Origin of the sequence: Enterobacter sichuanensis, assembly GCF_002939185.1 — a bacterium.
In the GTDB taxonomy this organism is placed as follows: domain Bacteria; phylum Pseudomonadota; class Gammaproteobacteria; order Enterobacterales; family Enterobacteriaceae; genus Enterobacter; species Enterobacter sichuanensis.
Window position 1 is genome coordinate 19,673 of sequence record NZ_POVL01000047.1, and the last position, 18,719, is coordinate 38,391.

The window sequence follows — 18,719 nt, forward strand, 5'->3', positions numbered from 1 at the left end:
CCGGGGCTTTTCTTTGCCCGAACGCCTGAAAAACCCGTACAGTCCGCCCTGCCCCGCTGTGCTCATCACAGGGGCGATATCAATCTAAATTTCCCATATCTTGTATGGTTGAAAGTTAAGACAACTACATCTAGTATTCCTTTTAGCAAGAGACACACAACCTGACGCGATGATTCGCGCCGCTCTCTCATTTTAAATGGAAATACGAATCATGAGCATTATTATTTACACACGTAACGATTGTGTTCAGTGCCACGCCACAAAACGTGCGATGGAAAGCCGTGGGGTGGCTTTTGAAATGGTGAATATTGACCAGCAGCCCGAGGCCGCCGACACCCTGCGCGCGCAGGGGTTCCGTCAGCTTCCGGTCGTTGTCGCCGGGGAGCTTAGCTGGTCTGGTTTCCGCCCGGACATGATCAACCGCCTGAGCGCGCAGGCCGTCCGGGCATGAGTGGGCTGGTTTTCTTCTCCAGCAGCTCGGAAAACACGCTTCGTTTTATTGAGCGCGTCGGGCTGCCTGCGGTGCGCATTCCGCTCAACGAGCGGGAGCGCATCCGGGTAGAGGAACCGTACATTCTGGTAGTGCCGAGCTATGGCGGCGGCGGCACGGCGGGGGCCGTTCCCCGTCAGGTGATCCGCTTTCTCAACGATCCTCATAACCGCGGGCTGATCCGCGGCGTGATTGCGGCGGGCAACCGCAATTTCGGCGATGCCTTTGGCCGCGCCGGGGATGTCATCTCTCAAAAATGCGGCGTGCCGTATCTCTATCGCTTCGAGCTCATGGGGACACAACAGGACGTCGAAAACGTGCGTAAAGGAGTGAACGAATTTTGGCAACGACAACCGCAGAACGGGTAATTCAGGCGACGCCGGATTACCACGCATTAAACGCAATGCTTAACCTCTACGATCGTCAGGGGCGCATTCAGTTCGGGAAAGATCGCGAGGCGGTGGACGCCTTTTTTGCCGCCCATGTGCGGCCCAACAGCGTGACCTTTGCGAGCCAGAATGAGCGCCTCGACTATCTGATCAAAGAGGGCTACTACGACGCACGCGTCCTGTCCCGCTATCAACGCCCCTTCGTTGTGAAGCTTTTTGAACGCGCGCACGCCAGCGGTTTTCGTTTCCAGACCTTCCTTGGTGCATGGAAGTACTACACCAGCTACACCCTGAAAACCTTTGACGGTAAACGCTACCTGGAAAGCTTTGAAGATCGCGTAGTGATGGTGGCGTTGACGCTGGCGCAGGGTGATGAAGCGCTGGCGCAACGGCTAAGCGATGAGATCCTCTCCGGGCGCTTCCAGCCCGCCACGCCAACCTTCCTCAACTGCGGCAAGGCCCAGCGCGGCGAGCTGGTCTCCTGCTTCCTGCTGCGCATTGAAGACAATATGGAGTCAATTGGCCGCGCGGTGAATTCAGCGCTACAGCTTTCCAAACGTGGCGGCGGCGTGGCGTTTTTGCTCTCTAACCTGCGTGAAGCCGGGGCGCCGATCAAGCGCATCGAAAACCAGTCCTCCGGGGTGATCCCGGTGATGAAGATGCTGGAAGATGCCTTCTCCTATGCCAACCAGCTTGGCGCGCGTCAGGGTGCAGGCGCGGTTTACCTGCATGCGCACCATCCGGATATTCTGCGGTTTCTGGATACCAAACGCGAAAACGCCGACGAAAAAATCCGTATCAAAACCCTGTCGCTGGGGGTGGTGATCCCGGATATCACCTTCCGGCTTGCCAAAGAGAATGCTGAGATGGCGCTCTTCTCGCCGTATGACATCGAGCGAATTTACGGCAAAGCCTTTGGCGATGTGGCCATCAGCGAGCGCTACGACGAACTGGTGGCCGACGATCGTATTCGCAAAAAATATATCAACGCCCGCGATTTCTTCCAGCGGCTTGCCGAAATTCAGTTTGAGTCCGGCTATCCGTACATCATGTACGAGGACACGGTGAACCGCGCCAACCCGATTGCCGGGCGCATCAACATGAGCAACCTGTGCTCGGAGATTTTGCAGGTCAACAGCGCGTCAACCTACGATGAGAACCTCGACTACGCGGAGATCGGCAAGGATATCTCCTGTAACCTCGGGTCGCTGAATATTGCCCATACCATGGATTCCCCCGACTTTGGCCGCACGGTGGAGACGGCCATTCGCGGCCTGACGGCGGTGTCGGACATGAGCCACATCCGCAGCGTGCCGTCCATTGAAGCAGGTAACGCCGCGTCGCACGCTATCGGACTTGGGCAGATGAACCTGCACGGCTATCTGGCGCGGGAAGGCATTGCCTACGGCAGCCCGGAAGCGCTGGATTTCACCAATCTCTATTTTTACACCATCACCTGGCATGCGCTGCACACCTCGATGATGCTGGCGCGCGAGCGTAACCAGCGCTTCGCGGGCTTTGAGCACTCCCGCTACGCCAGCGGGGAGTATTTCAGCCAATACCTGGAAGGCGACTGGCAGCCGAAAACAGCGCGAGTGCGTGAGCTGTTTGCCCGCGCCGGGATCGTCCTGCCGACGCGCGAAATGTGGCAGCAGTTGCGAGATGACGTGATGCGTTACGGCATCTATAACCAGAACCTGCAGGCGGTGCCGCCAACCGGGTCTATCTCCTACATCAACCACGCCACGTCGAGCATTCACCCGATTGTGTCAAAAATAGAGATCCGCAAGGAAGGCAAAACCGGGCGCGTTTACTATCCTGCCCCGTTTATGACCAATGAGAACCTGGCGCTGTATCAGGACGCGTACGAGATCGGCCCGGAGAAAATCATCGATACCTACGCCGAGGCGACAAAACATGTGGATCAGGGGCTGTCGCTGACGCTCTTCTTCCCGGACACCGCCACCACGCGAGATATCAATAAAGCGCAGATCTACGCCTGGAAAAAAGGCATTAAAACGCTCTACTACATTCGCCTGCGCCAGCTTGCGCTGGAAGGCACCGAAATTGAAGGCTGCGTGTCCTGCGCGCTGTAAGGAGAAAGGATGAAACTATCACGCGTGAGCGCCGTTAACTGGAACAAAATCCAGGACGACAAAGATCTGGAAGTGTGGAACCGGCTGACCAGCAACTTCTGGCTACCGGAAAAGGTCCCGCTCTCCAACGATATTCCGGCCTGGCAAACGCTAAGCCACGCCGAACAGCAGCTGACGATCCGCGTCTTTACCGGTCTGACGCTGCTGGACACCATCCAGAATACCGTCGGCGCACCCGCCCTGATGCATGATGCGCTGACGCCTCACGAAGAGGCGGTGATGTCCAACATCAGCTTTATGGAGGCGGTGCACGCCCGCTCCTACAGCTCGATATTCTCCACGCTGTGCCAGACCAAAGATGTGGATGCCGCGTACCGCTGGAGTGAGGAGAGCGAGTCATTGCAGCGCAAGGCCCGTCTGGTGCTGGACTATTATCAGGCTGATGAGCCGCTGAAGAAGAAAATCGCCAGCGTGTTCCTGGAATCTTTCCTCTTCTATTCCGGCTTCTGGCTGCCGATGTACTGGTCGAGCCGCGGCAAGCTGACCAACACCGCCGATTTGATTCGCCTTATCATCCGCGATGAAGCGGTACACGGGTATTACATCGGCTATAAATATCAGAAAGGACTTGAGAAAGTCAGCGAGACGAAGCGTGAGGAACTCAAAGGGTTTGCGCTCGATTTGCTGATGGATCTGTACGACAACGAGCTGAGCTATACCGAGGAACTGTACGCCGGTACCGGCTGGGAGGAGGACGTGAAGGCCTTCCTCTGCTACAACGCCAACAAGGCGCTGATGAACCTGGGGTACGACGCGATGTTCCCGCCGGAGATGGCGGAGGTCAACCCGGCGATTCTGTCCGCGCTGTCGCCCAACGCCGACGAAAACCACGATTTCTTCTCGGGATCTGGCTCATCGTACGTGATGGGTAAAGCGGTGGAAACGGAGGACGAAGACTGGGATTTTTAATGAACGCTAACGTTCGTTAATTTAATATAAACCCAACATTTTTCTCTCGAATATTTACAAAGCGACTACACTGTCATTTCCACGTCATATTCGCCTGAATCGTCATGTTCAGGCGAAATTCCCCGATGCCGCAGCAAAAAATTGAGAAAAATTCAAACCACGCTCAGCCCTTTACTCATGGGAAATTCAGCCGTTTCGCTGACCTGAAAATTCACGTCATAAGCAAACACAGGGTTGTCTCAGATTCTCAGTATGTTAGGGTTATGCCCGTTAACAATTTACCATGGTAATCATATCGACATAAACAAATAACAGGACACTCTCTATTGCATGGCAATTAAATTAGAAGTGAAAAATCTTTATAAGGTATTTGGCGAGCATCCACAGCGCGCATTCAAATATATTGAGAAAGGCCTTTCGAAAGAGCAAATTCTGGAAAAAACCGGGCTATCGCTTGGCGTGAAAAACGCCAGTCTGGCCATTGAAGAAGGCGAGATTTTTGTCATCATGGGATTATCCGGTTCGGGTAAATCCACTATGGTTCGCCTTCTCAATCGCCTGATTGAACCCACCCGCGGGCAGGTGCTGATTGACGGCGTGGATATCGCCAGAATATCCGACGCTGAGCTTCGCGAGGTGCGCAGAAAGAAGATTGCGATGGTGTTCCAGTCATTCGCGCTGATGCCGCACATGACGGTGCTGGATAATACCGCCTTTGGCATGGAATTAGCCGGTACGCCCGCTCAGGAACGTCAGGAAAAAGCCCTTGATGCGCTGCGTCAGGTCGGGCTGGAGAATTATGCCCATGCGTACCCGGATGAACTTTCCGGCGGCATGCGCCAGCGCGTAGGATTAGCCCGCGCATTAGCCATTAATCCGGATATTTTATTAATGGATGAAGCCTTCTCGGCTCTCGACCCATTAATTCGCACCGAGATGCAGGATGAGCTGGTAAAATTACAGGCGAAACATCAGCGCACCATTGTTTTTATTTCTCACGATCTGGATGAAGCCATGCGAATTGGCGACCGTATTGCCATTATGCAAAATGGTGAAGTGGTGCAGGTCGGCACGCCGGATGAAATTCTCAATAATCCGGCCAATGATTATGTGCGCACCTTCTTCCGCGGCGTGGATATTAGCCAGGTCTTTAGCGCCAAAGATATTGCCCGCAGAACGCCCAACGGCATTATCCGTAAAACGCCCGGTTTTGGCCCGCGCTCGGCCCTCAAGCTGCTGCAGGACGAAGACCGTGAATACGGTTATCTGGTTGAACGCGGCAATAAATTTGTTGGCGTTGTCTCCATTGACTCTCTGAAAACCGCCCTTGGCGAAAACCAGGGAATCGATGCGGCGTTAATTGACGCTCCGCTTGCCGTGGACGCCGAAACGCCGCTCAGCGAGTTGCTCTCTCACGTCGGCCAGGCGCCATGCGCCGTGCCGGTCGTGGGTGAGGAACAACAGTACGTCGGCATCATCTCAAAACGCATGTTGCTGCAGGCTTTAGATCGCGAGGGGGCAAACAATGACCGATCAATCTAACCCGTGGGGTACCACTGAAGCCGCGGACAGCGCGGCGCAATCCGCCGATGCGTGGGGCTCCACGCCAGCCCCTGCCGACGGTGGGGGTGCGGCAGACTGGCTGAACAGCGCGCCCGCGCCTGCGCCAGAGCATTTCAATATTATGGATCCGTTCCACAAGACGCTGATCCCGCTGGACAGCTGGGTCACGGATGGGATCGACTGGGTGGTCACTCACTTCCGCCCGCTCTTCCAGGGGATCCGCATCCCGGTGGATTACATCCTTAACGGCTTCCAGCAGCTGATGCTGGGCATGCCAGCGCCGGTGGCGATTGTGCTGTTTTCCCTGATCGCCTGGCAGTTTGGCAGCGCGGGGATGGGGATCGCCACGCTGATCTCATTGATTGCGATCGGTGCCATCGGGGCCTGGTCACAGGCGATGATCACTCTGGCGCTGGTGCTGACCGCCCTGCTCTTCTGCATTGTTATCGGCCTGCCGATGGGGATCTGGCTGGCGCGCAGCCCGAGGGCGGCGAAGATCATTCGTCCCCTGCTGGATGCGATGCAGACCACGCCGGCGTTCGTCTATCTGGTACCTATCGTCATGCTGTTCGGCATCGGCAACGTGCCGGGGGTCGTGGTGACCATTATCTTCGCCCTGCCGCCGATTATTCGTCTGACCATTCTGGGCATTAACCAGGTCCCTGCGGATCTGATCGAAGCGTCACGCTCGTTTGGCGCCAGCCCGCGTCAGATGCTGTTTAAGGTTCAGCTCCCGCTGGCGATGCCGACCATCATGGCAGGCGTTAACCAGACGCTGATGCTGGCGCTGTCGATGGTGGTCATTGCCTCGATGATTGCCGTTGGCGGTCTCGGTCAGATGGTGCTGCGCGGCATTGGCCGTCTCGACATGGGGCTGGCTACCGTTGGTGGCGTCGGGATTGTGATCCTCGCCATTATTCTTGACCGCCTGACCCAGGCCGTCGGTCGTGATTCACGCAGTCGCGGCAACCGTCGCTGGTACACCACCGGCCCCGTCGGGTTACTCACCCGCCCATTCATTAAATAAGGAACAACGATGCGACAGAGCGTACTTTTTGCCACAGCGTTTGCCACCCTTGTCTCCACCAGCGCATTCGCCGCTAACCTGCCGGGCAAAGGCATTACCGTGCAGCCGGTGCAGAGCACCATTTCGGAAGAGAGCTTCCAGACCCTGCTGGTCAGCCGCGCGCTGGAGAAACTGGGCTACACGGTTAACACGCCGAGCGAAGTGGATTACAACGTCGGCTACACCTCGATTGCCTCCGGTGATGCCACCTTTACCGCCGTAAACTGGCAGCCGCTGCACGACGATATGTATGCCGCCGCCGGTGGCGATAAGAAATTCTACCGCGAAGGCACCTTTGTAACCGGTGCGGCCCAGGGTTATCTGATCGACAAGAAAACCGCCGACCAGTATCACATCACCAATATTGCGCAGCTGAAAGATCCGCAGATCGCGAAGCTGTTCGACACCAACGGCGACGGTAAAGCCGACATGATGGGCTGCTCGCCGGGCTGGGGCTGTGAAGCGGTGATTAACCACCAGAACAAAGCGTTTGATCTGGCGAAAACGGTCGAGGTGAGCCACGGCAACTATTCGGCGATGATGGCCGACACCATCGCCCGCTTCAAAGAGGGCAAACCGGTGATCTATTACACCTGGACGCCATACTGGGTGAGCGACGTGCTGAAGCCGGGTAAAGACGTGGTGTGGTTGCAGGTGCCATTCTCCTCCCTGCCGGGCGAGCAAAAGGATATCGACACTAAACTGCCGAACGGCATGAACTACGGTTTCCCGGTGAACACCATGCACATCGTCGCCAACAAAGCCTGGGCGGAAAAAAACCCGGCGGCGGCGAAGCTGTTCTCCGTGATGAAGCTGCCGCTGGCGGACATTAACGCCCAGAACGCAATGATGCATGCGGGCAAATCCTCTGAGGCGGATGTGAAAGGTCACGTGGACGGCTGGATCAAAGCCCACCAGCAGCAGTTTGACGGCTGGGTGAAAGAGGCGCTTGCGGCGCAGAAGTAAAAACACAGACCGGCCCCCCTCACCCTCTCCCCTTTGGGGTGAGGGGCCCAAACCGCACAATCCATCACGTAACAATCCTCCACTATTCACAATCATTAGCTATTATGGTTTCCGGAAAAATAATCACTTCACTAACGATTCCTGAAACTAATGACCAAAACAACTCAAGGGCTTAGCCCCGCACTCATCCTTTTAATGTCCGTGGCAACGGGTCTGGCGGTCGCCAGTAACTACTACGCACAACCTCTTCTCGACACCATCGCCCGCGCGTTCAACCTCTCAGCCAGCTCCGCAGGCTTTATTGTTACGGCCGCGCAGCTCGGCTATGCCGCCGGGCTGCTGTTCCTGGTGCCGCTGGGCGATATGTTTGAACGCCGGATGCTGATTGTCTCAATGACCCTGCTGGCCGCCGGCGGGATGCTGATCACCGCCAGCAGCCAGTCGCTGACGATGATGATCGTCGGTACCGCGCTTACGGGGCTGTTCTCCGTGGTGGCACAAATTCTGGTGCCTCTCGCGGCGACCCTCGCCTCCCCGGAAAAACGCGGCAAGGTGGTGGGTACCATCATGAGCGGCCTGCTGCTGGGGATTTTGCTGGCGCGTACCGTTGCAGGACTGCTGGCAAGCCTCGGCGGCTGGCGCACCGTTTACTGGGTGGCGAGCGTCCTGATGGTCGTTATGGCGCTGGCGCTGTGGCGCGGGCTGCCGAAGGTGAAACAGGAGAACCACCTGAACTATCCGCAGCTGCTGGCCTCCGTGTTTAGCCTGTTCACGCAGGATAAACTTCTGCGCACCCGCGCCCTGCTCGGCTGTTTCACCTTCGCTAACTTCAGCATTCTGTGGACGTCGATGGCGTTTCTGCTTGCCGCCCCGCCGTTCAATTATTCCGAAGGGGTGATTGGTCTGTTCGGTCTGGCCGGTGCCGCTGGCGCGCTGGGCGCGCGTCCCGCGGGCGGGCTGGCCGACAAGGGCAAATCTCACCTGACCACCTCCGCAGGGCTGATTTTACTCCTGCTCTCCTGGGCGGCAATCTGGTACGGGCATGTGTCGGTGCTGGCGCTGATCGTCGGTATTCTGGTGCTCGATCTCACCGTGCAGGGCGTTCATATCACCAATCAGACCGTGATTTACCGCGTGAAGCCAGAGGCGCGTAACCGCCTCACGGCCGGATACATGACCAGCTACTTTATTGGCGGCGCAGCGGGTTCGCTCATTTCCGCCTCGGCGTGGCAGCATGCCGGCTGGTCCGGCGTGTGTGGGATTGGCGCCATCGTTGCCGCACTCAACCTGGTGGTCTGGTGGCGCGGTTACCATCGCCAGGAGGCAATTCATTAAGTTTTACATTGCGTTGGGCCTCTTAGGGTGTAAAGAGGCCCCTCAGTCTGTTAATGTAAACGTAATCATTTATCCCAGAAATTTTAATGTGGGTGACATATTTACAATCGGCATGAACAGTTCAGACCCCCGTCCTCACATCCTCTCTTCAGCGGGTTCACACCCTACCCTTTCTGTGCTCACCGGGTCACGGACTTACCCGGCGCTTTCTGATGGTGACATTAATTTGGCGGATATAACCGCACAAATAATTCATTTACATTATTTGTCACCGTCGTTACTATATCGGCTGTAATTAATGAGGTTATGCCCAAATGGATAGTTCGTTTACGCCCATTGAACAAATGCTTAAATTCCGCGCCAGTCGCCATGAGGACTTCCCGTACCAGGAAATCCTGCTGACTCGCCTGTGCATGCACATGCAGGGTAAGCTACTGGAAAACCGTAATAAAATGCTGAAAGCTCAAGGGATTAACGAGACGTTGTTTATGGCGTTGATTACGCTGGAGTCTCAGGAAAACCACAGCATTCAGCCTTCCGAATTGAGCTGCGCGCTGGGCTCCTCCCGTACCAATGCGACCCGTATTGCCGATGAGCTTGAAAAGCGTGGCTGGATTGAACGCCGTGAAAGCGACAACGATCGCCGCTGCCTGCATCTGCAACTGACCGACAAAGGTCACCAGTTCCTGCGTGAGGTGCTGCCACCTCAGCACAATTGCCTGCACAAACTGTGGTCCGCCCTCAGCGCTGCCGAGCGCGACCAGCTTGAGCACATCACTCGCAAGCTGCTCACCCGTCTGGACCAGATGGATGAAGACGGCGCCGTTCTTGAGGCGCTGCGCTAACGCGACGACACGCTCAACAATCCAGATTCACAAGAAAACCGACAGGCCAGCACGTCACACTGCTGGCCTTTCTGACAACAGGTCGGCTCAGCCGATGTGAAAATAAGAAGATCGTGGAGAACAACAATGAGCGCAAATGCGGAGAGCACTACCCCGCAGCAACCGGCCAATAAGAAAGGCAAACGTAAGAGCGCCCTTCTTCTGTTGACCTTGCTCTTTATCATTATTGCCGTGGCATATGGGATCTATTGGTTTTTAGTACTGCGTCATGCTGAGGAAACAGACGACGCTTACGTGGCAGGGAACCAGGTACAAATTATGGCGCAAGTGTCGGGCAGCGTGACGAAAGTCTGGGCTGACAATACCGACTTTGTGCAAAAAGGCGATGTGTTGGTGACCCTCGATCCGACCGACGCCCAGCAGGCATTTGAGAAAGCGAAGACCGCGCTGGCCTCCAGCGTCCGTCAGACCCGCCAGCTGATGATCAACAGCAAACAGCTGCAGGCCAACATCGATGTGCAGAAAACCGCACTCGCCCAGGCGCAGAGCGACCTGAACCGCCGCGTACCGCTCGGCAGCGCCAACCTGATTGGCCGTGAAGAGCTGCAGCACGCGCGTGACGCCGTTGCCAGCGCTCAGGCACAGCTGGATGTCGCCATTCAACAGTACAACGCCAACCAGGCGATGGTGCTGGGCACCAGCCTCGAAAATCAGCCAGCCGTACAGCAGGCCGCGACTGAAGTCCGCAACGCATGGCTTGCCCTGCAGCGTACCAAAATCGTCAGCCCGATGACCGGCTATGTCTCCCGCCGTTCCGTCCAGCCAGGGGCGCAGATTAGCCCTACCACCCCACTGATGGCGGTCGTGCCGGCGGACAATCTGTGGGTTGATGCCAACTTTAAAGAGACGCAGCTCGCCCATATGCGTATCGGCCAGACCGCGACGGTTGTCAGCGACATCTACGGCGATGACGTGAAATACACCGGGAAAGTGGTTGGTCTGGATATGGGGACCGGCAGCGCCTTCTCCCTGCTGCCCGCGCAGAACGCCACCGGTAACTGGATCAAAGTGGTTCAGCGTCTTCCTGTGCGTATCGAACTGGATGCCAAACAGCTGGCGGATCACCCGCTGCGTATCGGCCTCTCCACGCTTGTGACGGTCGACACCGCCAACCGCGACGGTCAGATCCTGGCAAGCCAGGTGCGTAGCAGCCCGGCGTATGAGAGTAACGCCCGTGAAATTAGCCTCGATCCGGTCAACAAGCTGATCGATGACATCGTGAAGGCAAACGCCGGTTAATCCGAAGGTGAGCGTTATGCAACAGCAAAAGCCGCAAAAACCGCTGGAGGGCGCGCAGCTGGTCATTATGACCATTGCACTGTCGCTGGCGACATTCATGCAGGTGCTGGACTCCACCATCGCAAACGTGGCCATCCCGACCATCGCCGGTAACCTTGGCTCGTCCCTGAGCCAGGGAACCTGGGTCATCACCTCGTTTGGGGTGGCGAACGCCATCTCCATTCCGATTACCGGCTGGCTGGCGAAGCGCGTCGGGGAAGTGAAGCTGTTCCTCTGGTCCACGGTGGCGTTTGTGCTGGCCTCCTGGGCCTGCGGCATGTCCAGCAGCCTGACGATGCTGATTTTCTTCCGCGTCATTCAGGGGATAGTCGCGGGGCCGCTGATCCCGCTCTCCCAGAGTTTGCTGTTGAGCAACTACCCTCCCGCAAAACGCTCCGTCGCGCTGGCGCTATGGTCGATGACCGTTATCGTCGCGCCTATCTGCGGACCGATTCTGGGTGGCTACATCAGCGATAACTACCACTGGGGCTGGATCTTCTTTATCAACGTCCCGATTGGTGCCGTCGTGGTGCTGATGACGCTGCAATCCCTGCGCGGCCGTGAAACGCGTACCGAGCAGCGGCGTATCGACAGCATCGGTCTGGCGCTGCTGATCCTCGGCATCGGCAGTCTGCAGATCATGCTCGACCGTGGTAAAGAGCTCGACTGGTTCAACTCGCAGGAAATTATCATCCTGACCATTGTCGCGGTGGTGTCGCTGAGCTTCCTGATTGTCTGGGAGCTGACGGACGAAAACCCGATAGTCGATCTCTCGCTCTTTAAGTCGCGAAACTTCACCATCGGCTGTCTGTGTATCAGCCTCGCCTATATGCTCTACTTCGGCGCGATTGTTCTGCTGCCGCAGCTGTTGCAGGAGGTGTATGGCTATACCGCAACCTGGGCGGGTCTGGCGTCCGCACCGGTCGGGGTGATCCCGGTCCTGCTGTCGCCGATTATTGGCCGCTTTGCCCACAAGCTCGACATGCGTCGGCTGGTAACCTTCAGCTTCATTATGTATGCGGTGTGCTTCTACTGGCGTGCGTATACCTTTGAGCCGGGAATGGACTTTGGCGCCTCTGCGTGGCCGCAGTTTATTCAGGGCTTCGCGGTTGCGTGCTTCTTTATGCCGCTGACCACCATCACGCTCTCTGGCCTGCCGCCTGAGCGTCTGGCGGCCGCGTCGAGCCTGTCGAACTTCACCCGTACGCTGGCGGGCTCCATCGGGACGTCGATCACCACCACGCTGTGGACAAACCGTGAATCGATGCACCACGCGCAGCTGACCGAAGCGGTGAATCCCTACAACCCGAATGCGCAGCAGATGTATAGCCAGCTTCAGGGAATGGGCATGACGGAGCAGCAGGCGTCCGGCTGGATTGCCCAGCAGATCACCAACCAGGGGCTGATTATCTCGGCTAACGAGATTTTCTGGATTTCGGCAGGGATCTTTATCGTCCTGCTGGGGCTGGTGTGGTTTGCCAGACCGCCGTTTGGTGCCGGTGGCGGGGGTGGCGGCGCGCATTAGTTCTCTGCGCGGGTTGCCGGGTAAGGCGTAGCCGCCACCCGGCAACCATCACCTCCCTGTCCAAAACGCGACAGCAATTGTCAGTTCCGATAAAGCAGCGCGCCTGAAATCCCTTCACGATAGTGAAAAGACAACAGGAGCGCATCATGCTGAACACCCCCGCCGACAAGTACCAGCCTTATCCCGCTATTTCGCTTCCCGACCGCCGCTGGCCGGAGCAACGCATTACCCGCGCGCCGCGCTGGCTCTCCACCGACTTACGCGACGGCAACCAGGCCCTTGCCGAGCCGATGGACAGCGCGCGCAAGCTGCAGTTCTGGGATCTGCTGCTGAGCTGCGGGTTTAAAGAGATCGAGGTCGCTTTCCCCTCCGCCTCGCAGACGGATTTCAACTTTGTCCGCCAGCTGATTGAAGAGAACCGCATTCCGGATGACGTCACGATTCAGGTGCTTACTCAGGCGCGGGAAGATCTCATCCATCGTACTTTTGAATCCCTGCGCGGCGCGAAGCAGGCCACCGTCCATCTGTATAACGCCACCGCTCCGCTGTTCCGCCGCCTGGTATTCGGCATGGAGAAAGGGCAAATCGTTGAGCTGGCGACGCGCGCCACGCGGCTCATCCGTAAGCTGTGCGAGGAAAACCCCGACACCCGCTGGCAGTATGAATACTCTCCGGAGACCTTCTGCTTTACCGAGCCGGAATTTGCGCTGGAAATTTGTGAAGCCGTGGCGGAGATCTGGCAGCCGTGCGACGAACGCCCGATGGTGATCAACTTACCCGCGACCGTCGAAGTGAGCACGCCGAACGTCTATGCCGATCAGATCGAGTATTTCTGTCGCCACTTTAGCCGCCGCCGCGATGTCTGCATCAGCGTGCATCCGCATAACGACCGCGGTACCGGCGTTGCCAGCGCCGAGCTGGCCGTGATGGCGGGCGCTGACCGCGTGGAGGGCTGTCTGTTCGGGAACGGGGAACGTACAGGCAACGTCTGCCTGGTGACGCTGGCGATGAACCTTTACAGCCAGGGTATTAGCCCGAATCTGGACTTTAGCGATATGAACCGGGTGGTGGAAGTGGTGGAAACCTGCAACCAGCTGCCGGTGCATCCGCGCCATCCGTGGGCTGGACGGCTGGCCTATACCGCCTTCTCCGGCTCGCACCAGGACGCCATCAAAAAAGGCTTTGATGCCCGCAGGCCAGGCGACCGCTGGGAGATGCCTTACCTGCCCGTGGACCCGCAGGATATCGGCTGCACCTACGAAGCGGTGATCCGCGTGAACAGCCAGTCAGGGAAAAGCGGCAGCGCGTGGCTTATCGAGCAGAATCATGGTCTGAAATTACCCCGCGCCCTGCAGCAGGATTTCAGCCAGCACGTACAGCAGGAAACCGACCGTCACGGAAAAGAGATGACGCAAAACGCGCTGTGGCAGTTGTTCCGCACCCGCTACGGCCTGGTGGCAACGCCGCCGTTTGCACTGCAATCCTATCGCAGCGATGGCCAGCAGGACGGCCAGCTGCGTTTGACAGCAAGCGTCACCACACAAGAGGGAACGCGCCAGCTCGAAGGTCAGGGTAACGGCCTGCTGTCCGCCGCCGCTCAGGGGTTAAGCCGCTGGGTCAACGCGCCGTTCGTGATAAAGGACTATCACGAACATTCGTTAGGCGAACGCAGCGACAGCCGTTCGGTGGCGTACATTCGCTGCCTGTTTCAGGACGGCAGCAGCCGCTGGGGCGTGGGAATTGACAGCGACGTCTCGCGCGCCTCGCTTCAGGCACTTTTTAATGCAGTTAGCTGCCTTTGAAGTAGTCGCTGGGTGAAATACCCATCACCCGGCGGAACATGGCCGTAAAGGCGCTGTGACTGCCGTACCCCAGCTCCAGCGCCACCCGAAGCACCGGCTGGCCCTGCGCCAGCCGTACCAGCGCCTCCAGCAGGCGCGCCCGTCTCAGCCACTCACCGTAGCTTAATCCCGTCTGCTGCTGAAAATGGCGGTTCATTGTGCGCTCGCTCATGCCAAGCTGGCCCGCGGCTTGTGCACTGCTCCAGCTCTCCCCGGCGGTCTGGCGGATCTGCTGGCAAAGACGGCGTAGCGGTTCACTTTCCGGCTCCGGGAGATGAAACGGCAGTACCGGCATAAGGCGAATTTCATCGAGAATGAGCTCATACACGCGTTCGTCTCGGCTCCCCGGTGCGTAAGACTCGGGAAGAGAGAGCGCAGCGAGGATCAGTTCCCGCAGCAGCGGGGAGATCTGCACGATCTGGCAGGTGGCCGGGAGATCGGCCCGCGCCAGCGGATCGATAAACAGCGTGCGCGCCGCCACGTTGCCGGTAATACGCAGCGAGTGACGGGTACCCGCCGGTAGCCAGACGCCGCGGCCCGGAGGGACAACCCAGCAGCCGGATGCGGTATCTACCCGTACCACGCCGCTCAGGGTATGCAGCAGTTGCGCGCAGTCATGTTCATGCCACGGCTCGCTGTCACCATGAACGTAATCATGGGCAAATGGCACAAGGGGACGATGGGTAAAGGAGAAGGTTAAGGTTGTGGTCATGGGATTAAACCACCCTCACCCTACCCTCTCCCGGTGGGAGAGGGAAAAGGTGCACTAGATGTGCAGTTCCTGCAGTTTTTCTTTTGGCAGGGCCAGCTCTTCGTTGCTGTTCACGCGGACATCACGTTCGATGATGTGACGCGCAATCTCCTGCGCTTCTTCCAGAGAGTGCATCTGGTAAGTCCCACACTGGTAAACGTTCAGCTCAGGGATCTGGCTCTGCTCTTTTACCTTCAGCACGTCCTGCATGGCCGCTTTCCAGGCATCTGCCACACGTTTCTCTTCAGGCTGGCCAATCAGGCTCATGTAGAAGCCGGTACGGCAGCCCATTGGAGAGATATCGATGATCTCAACGCCGTTGCCGTTCAGGTGGTCGCGCATGAAGCCAGCGAACAGGTGTTCCAGCGTATGAATGCCTTTCTCCGGCATCACTTCTTTGTTTGGCACGCAGAAACGCAGATCGAAGACGGTGATCGTGTCGCCGTGCGGGGTGTGCATGGTCTTCGCCACGCGGACTGCAGGTGCTTCCATACGGGTATGGTCGACAGTAAAGCTATCTAATAACGGCATACGTCACCTCCGGTAGTGATTTTTTTTAAAATAAACTGAACTCTTCTACAGAATGCGCGTCTGAGTATATGAAAGACGCGCATTTGTTATCATCATCCCTGAATTCAGAGATGTATATTTTGGCCACAGCGATGTGGCCTTTTTCTTTTCTGCTTAAGCCTGCTTCGCCAGAAACGCCTCAAACGACTCCGTATCCGCCGCTTCAACCTCTTTCTGACGCACCACGGACGCATCGCGTTCCGCAACGAAATCCGCTTCGCTCAGGACTTCTAATGGCTCTTGCAACAGCATCTCACGGTATTCCGCCGCAAGCGAACGCCCGGTACCGCCAATGCCCTGATCAATCATAGAACGCAGAATGCGTGCTGAGAACGTCAGCTCCGGATTATCAAAGCATTCCACCAGCTGGTCGCAAATCTGTTGATACGCGTCGCCGCCCTCCATGCTGTCCATCGTCCGGGCAACACGCTTCAGGTCACGGAACAGATCTTTACCGACTTTCGTCAGCGGGAACTGTGCGGTTTCACAGCCGATACCCAGCGTCAGGCCTGGTTTACGCCCTTCCAGAATCACGCGGTTCCAGTTTGTACGGGTACAGAGCAGTTCGTCTGAACTCATTTCCGGCGCATCCGCCAGCACGCACCAGACCATAAACAGGTCCAGGAAGCGAACCTGCTGTTCATCAACGCCAATCGGTGAGAACGGGTTGATATCCAGCGAGCGCACTTCAATGTATTCAATCCCACCGCGCTGCAGCGCATCCGACGGGGTTTCACCGCTGCGCGTCACGCGCTTAGGACGAATTGGCGCATACAGCTCGTTTTCAATCTGCAGGACGTTGCTGTTGATCTGCAGGCGCTTACCGTCTTTTTCGAGGCCGATTTTTTCGTACTCTTCCGACGGGGTTTTGATCGCCCGCTTCAATCCTGCCACATATTCGTGCAATTCGTTAAACGTAATACCGAGATTGCTTTGCGATTTATTGGTATAACCCAGATCGCTCAGACGCAGAGAAGTGGCATACGGGAGGTAGTACATTCCACACTCGGTCTTCTCGAACGGCAGCGTCGTCGGTTTCCCCTGCAGGAACGATGAGCAGATGGCTGGCGACGCCCCGAACAGATAAGGAATAACCCAGCCGAAGCGGTAATAGTTGCGGATCAGGCGGAAATAGCCGGCGGAGATCGCGTCCTTATCCGTTTCACCGCATTTCGCCTGCCAGAAAGCCATTGGCAGCGAGAAATTGTAGTGCACGCCCGAAATTGTCTGCATCAACGCGCCGTAGCGGTTTTTGAGCCCTTCACGGTAGAGCGTTTTCAGCCGGCCGATATTCGATGTGCCGTACTGTGCCAGCTCAATCTCCTGGCCCTGCTCGATATAACACGGCATGCTGAGAGGCCACATACGCTCGTCGCCCAGATTGCGCGCCGTGTAGCGATGGATATCGCGCATGATCGTCAGCATATGATCAATATCGCCTTCTACCGGGGTGATAAACTCCAGTAGTGCTTCAGCGAAATCGGTTGTGATCCATTTATGTGTCAGCGCCGAGCCTAACGCCTTCGGGTGACCCGTCGTCGCTAAACTACCGTCCGCGTTAACGCGCAGCGTTTCACGCTCAAGACCACGCTGAATACCCTTCAATGCCTGAGGGTGGTTTTCCAGCCAGGCCAGCGCCTGAGATACGTCCGGGATCAAATTGACCTCCCGCCTGTCAAAGTAATGTTACTCAGCATAATTGTAATGGTTGACGATTGAAGGTCGCGTATTCATTCCACCAATTAGTGCCACCACGTCATACCCTGCAGCGTTGCCCATGCCACAAGGACATAACGCACCGCCTTGCCAAGGCACAAAAAAAAGAGCACTGGTCCCCAGGAGATGCGCATCCATCCCGCCAGCAGACACAGTAAATCGCCTATTACAGGCATCCAGCTTAATAACAGCGTGGCAGCGCCATAGCGTTTTAGCCAGCCGACTGCCTTTTCCTGCCAGCGCGATGTCTCACGCAGCGGAAAGAAACGCCCAAGAATAACGTTAGTCAGCCCTCCAAGGCTATTACCCATTGTTGCTATTAACACCAGCAGCCAGGGCTGACTCACACCGGACAACAGCATCGCCACCAGCACCACTTCCGAATTGCCCGGTAACAGCGTGGCGCTTAAGAAACTGCTGGCGAATAATGAGGCAAGTGACAGTACGTCACTCACAGTAAGCGCACATCCACCGCGGCCATACCGGCATCACGCGCGGCCTGAATACCGAAATCGGCATCTTCAAACACGACGCATTTTGCCGCCGGGACGCCCATTAATTCTGCGCAAAGCAGGAAGGTGTCCGGTGCGGGCTTATGATGTTTAACATGATCGGCGGCGACCACGGCAGAAAAATAGTGGCGCAGGCCAAGATGATTGAGTAAAGCTTCTGCAATCGCGCTTTCGCTGCCCGTGCCGACCGACATTGGACGACGTCCGTGCCACGCTTTTACCACGTCAACCAGCGGCAGCGGGCGGACAGTATCTAAAAGCATGGCTTTTACCGCATCGGTTTTTTCGCGCGCGAGCAGGTGCGGGTCGAGATCGGCCTGATTCAGTTCAATCACGGCCTGCGCAATACGCCAGGTGGGCGATCCGTTAAGGGCAATCATCGCCTGAAGATCGAAACGCATGCCGTAGCGGCCCAGGACGTCAGTCCAGGCTTGACGATGCGTAGGTTCGGTATCCAGGAGAGTGCCATCCATATCGAAGATCAAACCGTCATACTGTGCGTACATCGTGCTCTCGCTAAACGATTAACAAAGCATTACTTTATCGTAAAAGGTGTTTTTTGTCGCTGACTGAGAGTGTGATTGCTGACGGAACGTCGAAGGAATAAACAAAGAAGGAGAAGATGGTGCATCCGGGAGGATTACTCGGCTACGCCTCACCCTGCGGGCCGTTGCTAAAGCAACGTTATCCTCCCTAGTGCTTGCGATTAACTCGCAGACCTAAAAACAACAGCATTGCTGTTATCCA

General features: G+C 57.0%; 17 protein-coding genes. 12 read left to right on the top strand and 5 right to left on the bottom strand.

Annotated elements, in window-relative coordinates; translation table 11 throughout:
- Positions 1–211 precede the first annotated feature (211 nt).
- From nrdH to leuA, 12 genes are all read left to right on the top strand, one after another.
- Positions 212–451: a glutaredoxin-like protein NrdH gene (gene nrdH, locus C5687_RS18670; protein ID WP_047959307.1), complete on the top strand. Its 240-nt coding sequence runs from the start codon at positions 212–214 to the stop codon at positions 449–451.
- Positions 448–858: a class Ib ribonucleoside-diphosphate reductase assembly flavoprotein NrdI gene (gene nrdI, locus C5687_RS18675; protein WP_021241965.1), complete on the top strand. Its 411-nt coding sequence runs from the start codon at positions 448–450 to the stop codon at positions 856–858. Before nrdH ends, nrdI begins: the two co-directional genes overlap by 4 nt.
- Positions 831–2,975, top strand: coding sequence for a class 1b ribonucleoside-diphosphate reductase subunit alpha (gene nrdE / locus C5687_RS18680; RefSeq protein ID WP_095452140.1), 2,145 nt, complete (start codon positions 831–833; stop codon positions 2,973–2,975). The genes nrdI and nrdE overlap by 28 nt, the downstream gene beginning before the upstream one ends.
- A gap of 9 nt (positions 2,976–2,984) precedes the next feature.
- Entirely contained in the window at positions 2,985–3,944 is a 960-nt protein-coding gene (gene nrdF, locus C5687_RS18685; protein WP_045286361.1) for a class 1b ribonucleoside-diphosphate reductase subunit beta, read from the top strand.
- A gap of 330 nt (positions 3,945–4,274) precedes the next feature.
- Positions 4,275–5,486, top strand: a complete 1,212-nt coding sequence (proV, locus tag C5687_RS18690; RefSeq protein WP_045286363.1) for a glycine betaine/L-proline ABC transporter ATP-binding protein ProV — start codon at positions 4,275–4,277, stop codon at positions 5,484–5,486.
- The gene (proW, locus tag C5687_RS18695; protein ID WP_104557546.1) at positions 5,470–6,534 is read left to right on the top strand and encodes a glycine betaine/L-proline ABC transporter permease ProW; all 1,065 of its coding nucleotides are present in this window, start codon (positions 5,470–5,472) and stop codon (positions 6,532–6,534) included. The genes proV and proW overlap by 17 nt, the downstream gene beginning before the upstream one ends.
- A gap of 9 nt (positions 6,535–6,543) precedes the next feature.
- On the top strand, positions 6,544–7,539 hold the full coding sequence (proX, locus tag C5687_RS18700) for a glycine betaine/L-proline ABC transporter substrate-binding protein ProX (protein WP_104557547.1): 996 nt from the start codon (positions 6,544–6,546) through the stop codon (positions 7,537–7,539).
- Between the two features lie 150 nt (positions 7,540–7,689).
- Positions 7,690–8,874, top strand: coding sequence for an MFS transporter (locus C5687_RS18705; RefSeq protein WP_047959311.1), 1,185 nt, complete (start codon positions 7,690–7,692; stop codon positions 8,872–8,874).
- 314 nt (positions 8,875–9,188) lie between these two features.
- A complete protein-coding gene (mprA, locus tag C5687_RS18710) occupies positions 9,189–9,719 on the top strand; it encodes a transcriptional repressor MprA (protein ID WP_047959312.1) in 531 nt (176 codons plus the stop codon).
- A 126-nt stretch (positions 9,720–9,845) separates the two neighbouring features.
- Positions 9,846–11,018 carry a multidrug efflux MFS transporter periplasmic adaptor subunit EmrA gene (gene emrA / locus C5687_RS18715; RefSeq protein ID WP_045286064.1) on the top strand — a complete coding sequence of 391 codons (1,173 nt, stop codon included), beginning with the start codon at positions 9,846–9,848 and terminating at the stop codon, positions 11,016–11,018.
- A gap of 16 nt (positions 11,019–11,034) precedes the next feature.
- Positions 11,035–12,582, top strand: a complete 1,548-nt coding sequence (emrB, locus tag C5687_RS18720; RefSeq protein ID WP_025757132.1) for a multidrug efflux MFS transporter permease subunit EmrB — start codon at positions 11,035–11,037, stop codon at positions 12,580–12,582.
- 146 nt (positions 12,583–12,728) lie between these two features.
- On the top strand, positions 12,729–14,384 hold the full coding sequence (gene leuA, locus C5687_RS18725) for a 2-isopropylmalate synthase (RefSeq protein ID WP_104557548.1): 1,656 nt from the start codon (positions 12,729–12,731) through the stop codon (positions 14,382–14,384).
- Here the strand turns inward: leuA and C5687_RS18730 are convergent.
- The 5 genes from C5687_RS18730 to yqaB form a co-directional block, all read right to left on the bottom strand.
- Positions 14,371–15,135, bottom strand: coding sequence for an AraC family transcriptional regulator (locus C5687_RS18730; RefSeq protein WP_104557549.1), 765 nt, complete (start codon positions 15,133–15,135; stop codon positions 14,371–14,373). The two genes, leuA and C5687_RS18730, sit on opposite strands and share 14 nt — an antisense overlap.
- Before the next feature lie 54 nt (positions 15,136–15,189).
- A complete protein-coding gene (gene luxS, locus C5687_RS18735; protein WP_025757129.1) occupies positions 15,190–15,705 on the bottom strand; it encodes an S-ribosylhomocysteine lyase in 516 nt (171 codons plus the stop codon).
- 153 nt (positions 15,706–15,858) lie between these two features.
- Positions 15,859–17,403 carry a glutamate--cysteine ligase gene (gene gshA / locus C5687_RS18740; RefSeq protein WP_047959315.1) on the bottom strand — a complete coding sequence of 515 codons (1,545 nt, stop codon included), beginning with the start codon at positions 17,401–17,403 and terminating at the stop codon, positions 15,859–15,861.
- Positions 17,404–17,486: 83 nt separating this feature from the next.
- Positions 17,487–17,915 carry a YqaA family protein gene (locus C5687_RS18745; RefSeq protein WP_104557550.1) on the bottom strand — a complete coding sequence of 143 codons (429 nt, stop codon included), beginning with the start codon at positions 17,913–17,915 and terminating at the stop codon, positions 17,487–17,489.
- A complete protein-coding gene (gene yqaB, locus C5687_RS18750; protein ID WP_025757126.1) occupies positions 17,912–18,478 on the bottom strand; it encodes a fructose-1-phosphate/6-phosphogluconate phosphatase in 567 nt (188 codons plus the stop codon). The genes C5687_RS18745 and yqaB overlap by 4 nt, the downstream gene beginning before the upstream one ends.
- Positions 18,479–18,719 lie beyond the last annotated feature (241 nt).

Bases quoted from the DNA above. Each gene is read 5' to 3' on its own strand.
- nrdH (WP_047959307.1), top strand. From the start codon at position 212: ATGAGCATTATTATTTACACACGTAACGATTGTGTTCAGTGCCACGCC.
- nrdI (WP_021241965.1), top strand. From the start codon at position 448: ATGAGTGGGCTGGTTTTCTTCTCCAGCAGCTCGGAAAACACGCTTCGT.
- nrdF (WP_045286361.1), top strand. From the start codon at position 2,985: ATGAAACTATCACGCGTGAGCGCCGTTAACTGGAACAAAATCCAGGAC.
- proV (WP_045286363.1), top strand. From the start codon at position 4,275: ATGGCAATTAAATTAGAAGTGAAAAATCTTTATAAGGTATTTGGCGAG.
- proW (WP_104557546.1), top strand. From the start codon at position 5,470: ATGACCGATCAATCTAACCCGTGGGGTACCACTGAAGCCGCGGACAGC.
- proX (WP_104557547.1), top strand. From the start codon at position 6,544: ATGCGACAGAGCGTACTTTTTGCCACAGCGTTTGCCACCCTTGTCTCC.
- C5687_RS18705 (WP_047959311.1), top strand. From the start codon at position 7,690: ATGACCAAAACAACTCAAGGGCTTAGCCCCGCACTCATCCTTTTAATG.
- mprA (WP_047959312.1), top strand. From the start codon at position 9,189: ATGGATAGTTCGTTTACGCCCATTGAACAAATGCTTAAATTCCGCGCC.
- emrA (WP_045286064.1), top strand. From the start codon at position 9,846: ATGAGCGCAAATGCGGAGAGCACTACCCCGCAGCAACCGGCCAATAAG.
- emrB (WP_025757132.1), top strand. From the start codon at position 11,035: ATGCAACAGCAAAAGCCGCAAAAACCGCTGGAGGGCGCGCAGCTGGTC.
- leuA (WP_104557548.1), top strand. From the start codon at position 12,729: ATGCTGAACACCCCCGCCGACAAGTACCAGCCTTATCCCGCTATTTCG.
- C5687_RS18730 (WP_104557549.1), bottom strand. From the start codon at position 15,135: ATGACCACAACCTTAACCTTCTCCTTTACCCATCGTCCCCTTGTGCCA.
- luxS (WP_025757129.1), bottom strand. From the start codon at position 15,705: ATGCCGTTATTAGATAGCTTTACTGTCGACCATACCCGTATGGAAGCA.
- yqaB (WP_025757126.1), bottom strand. From the start codon at position 18,478: ATGTACGCACAGTATGACGGTTTGATCTTCGATATGGATGGCACTCTC.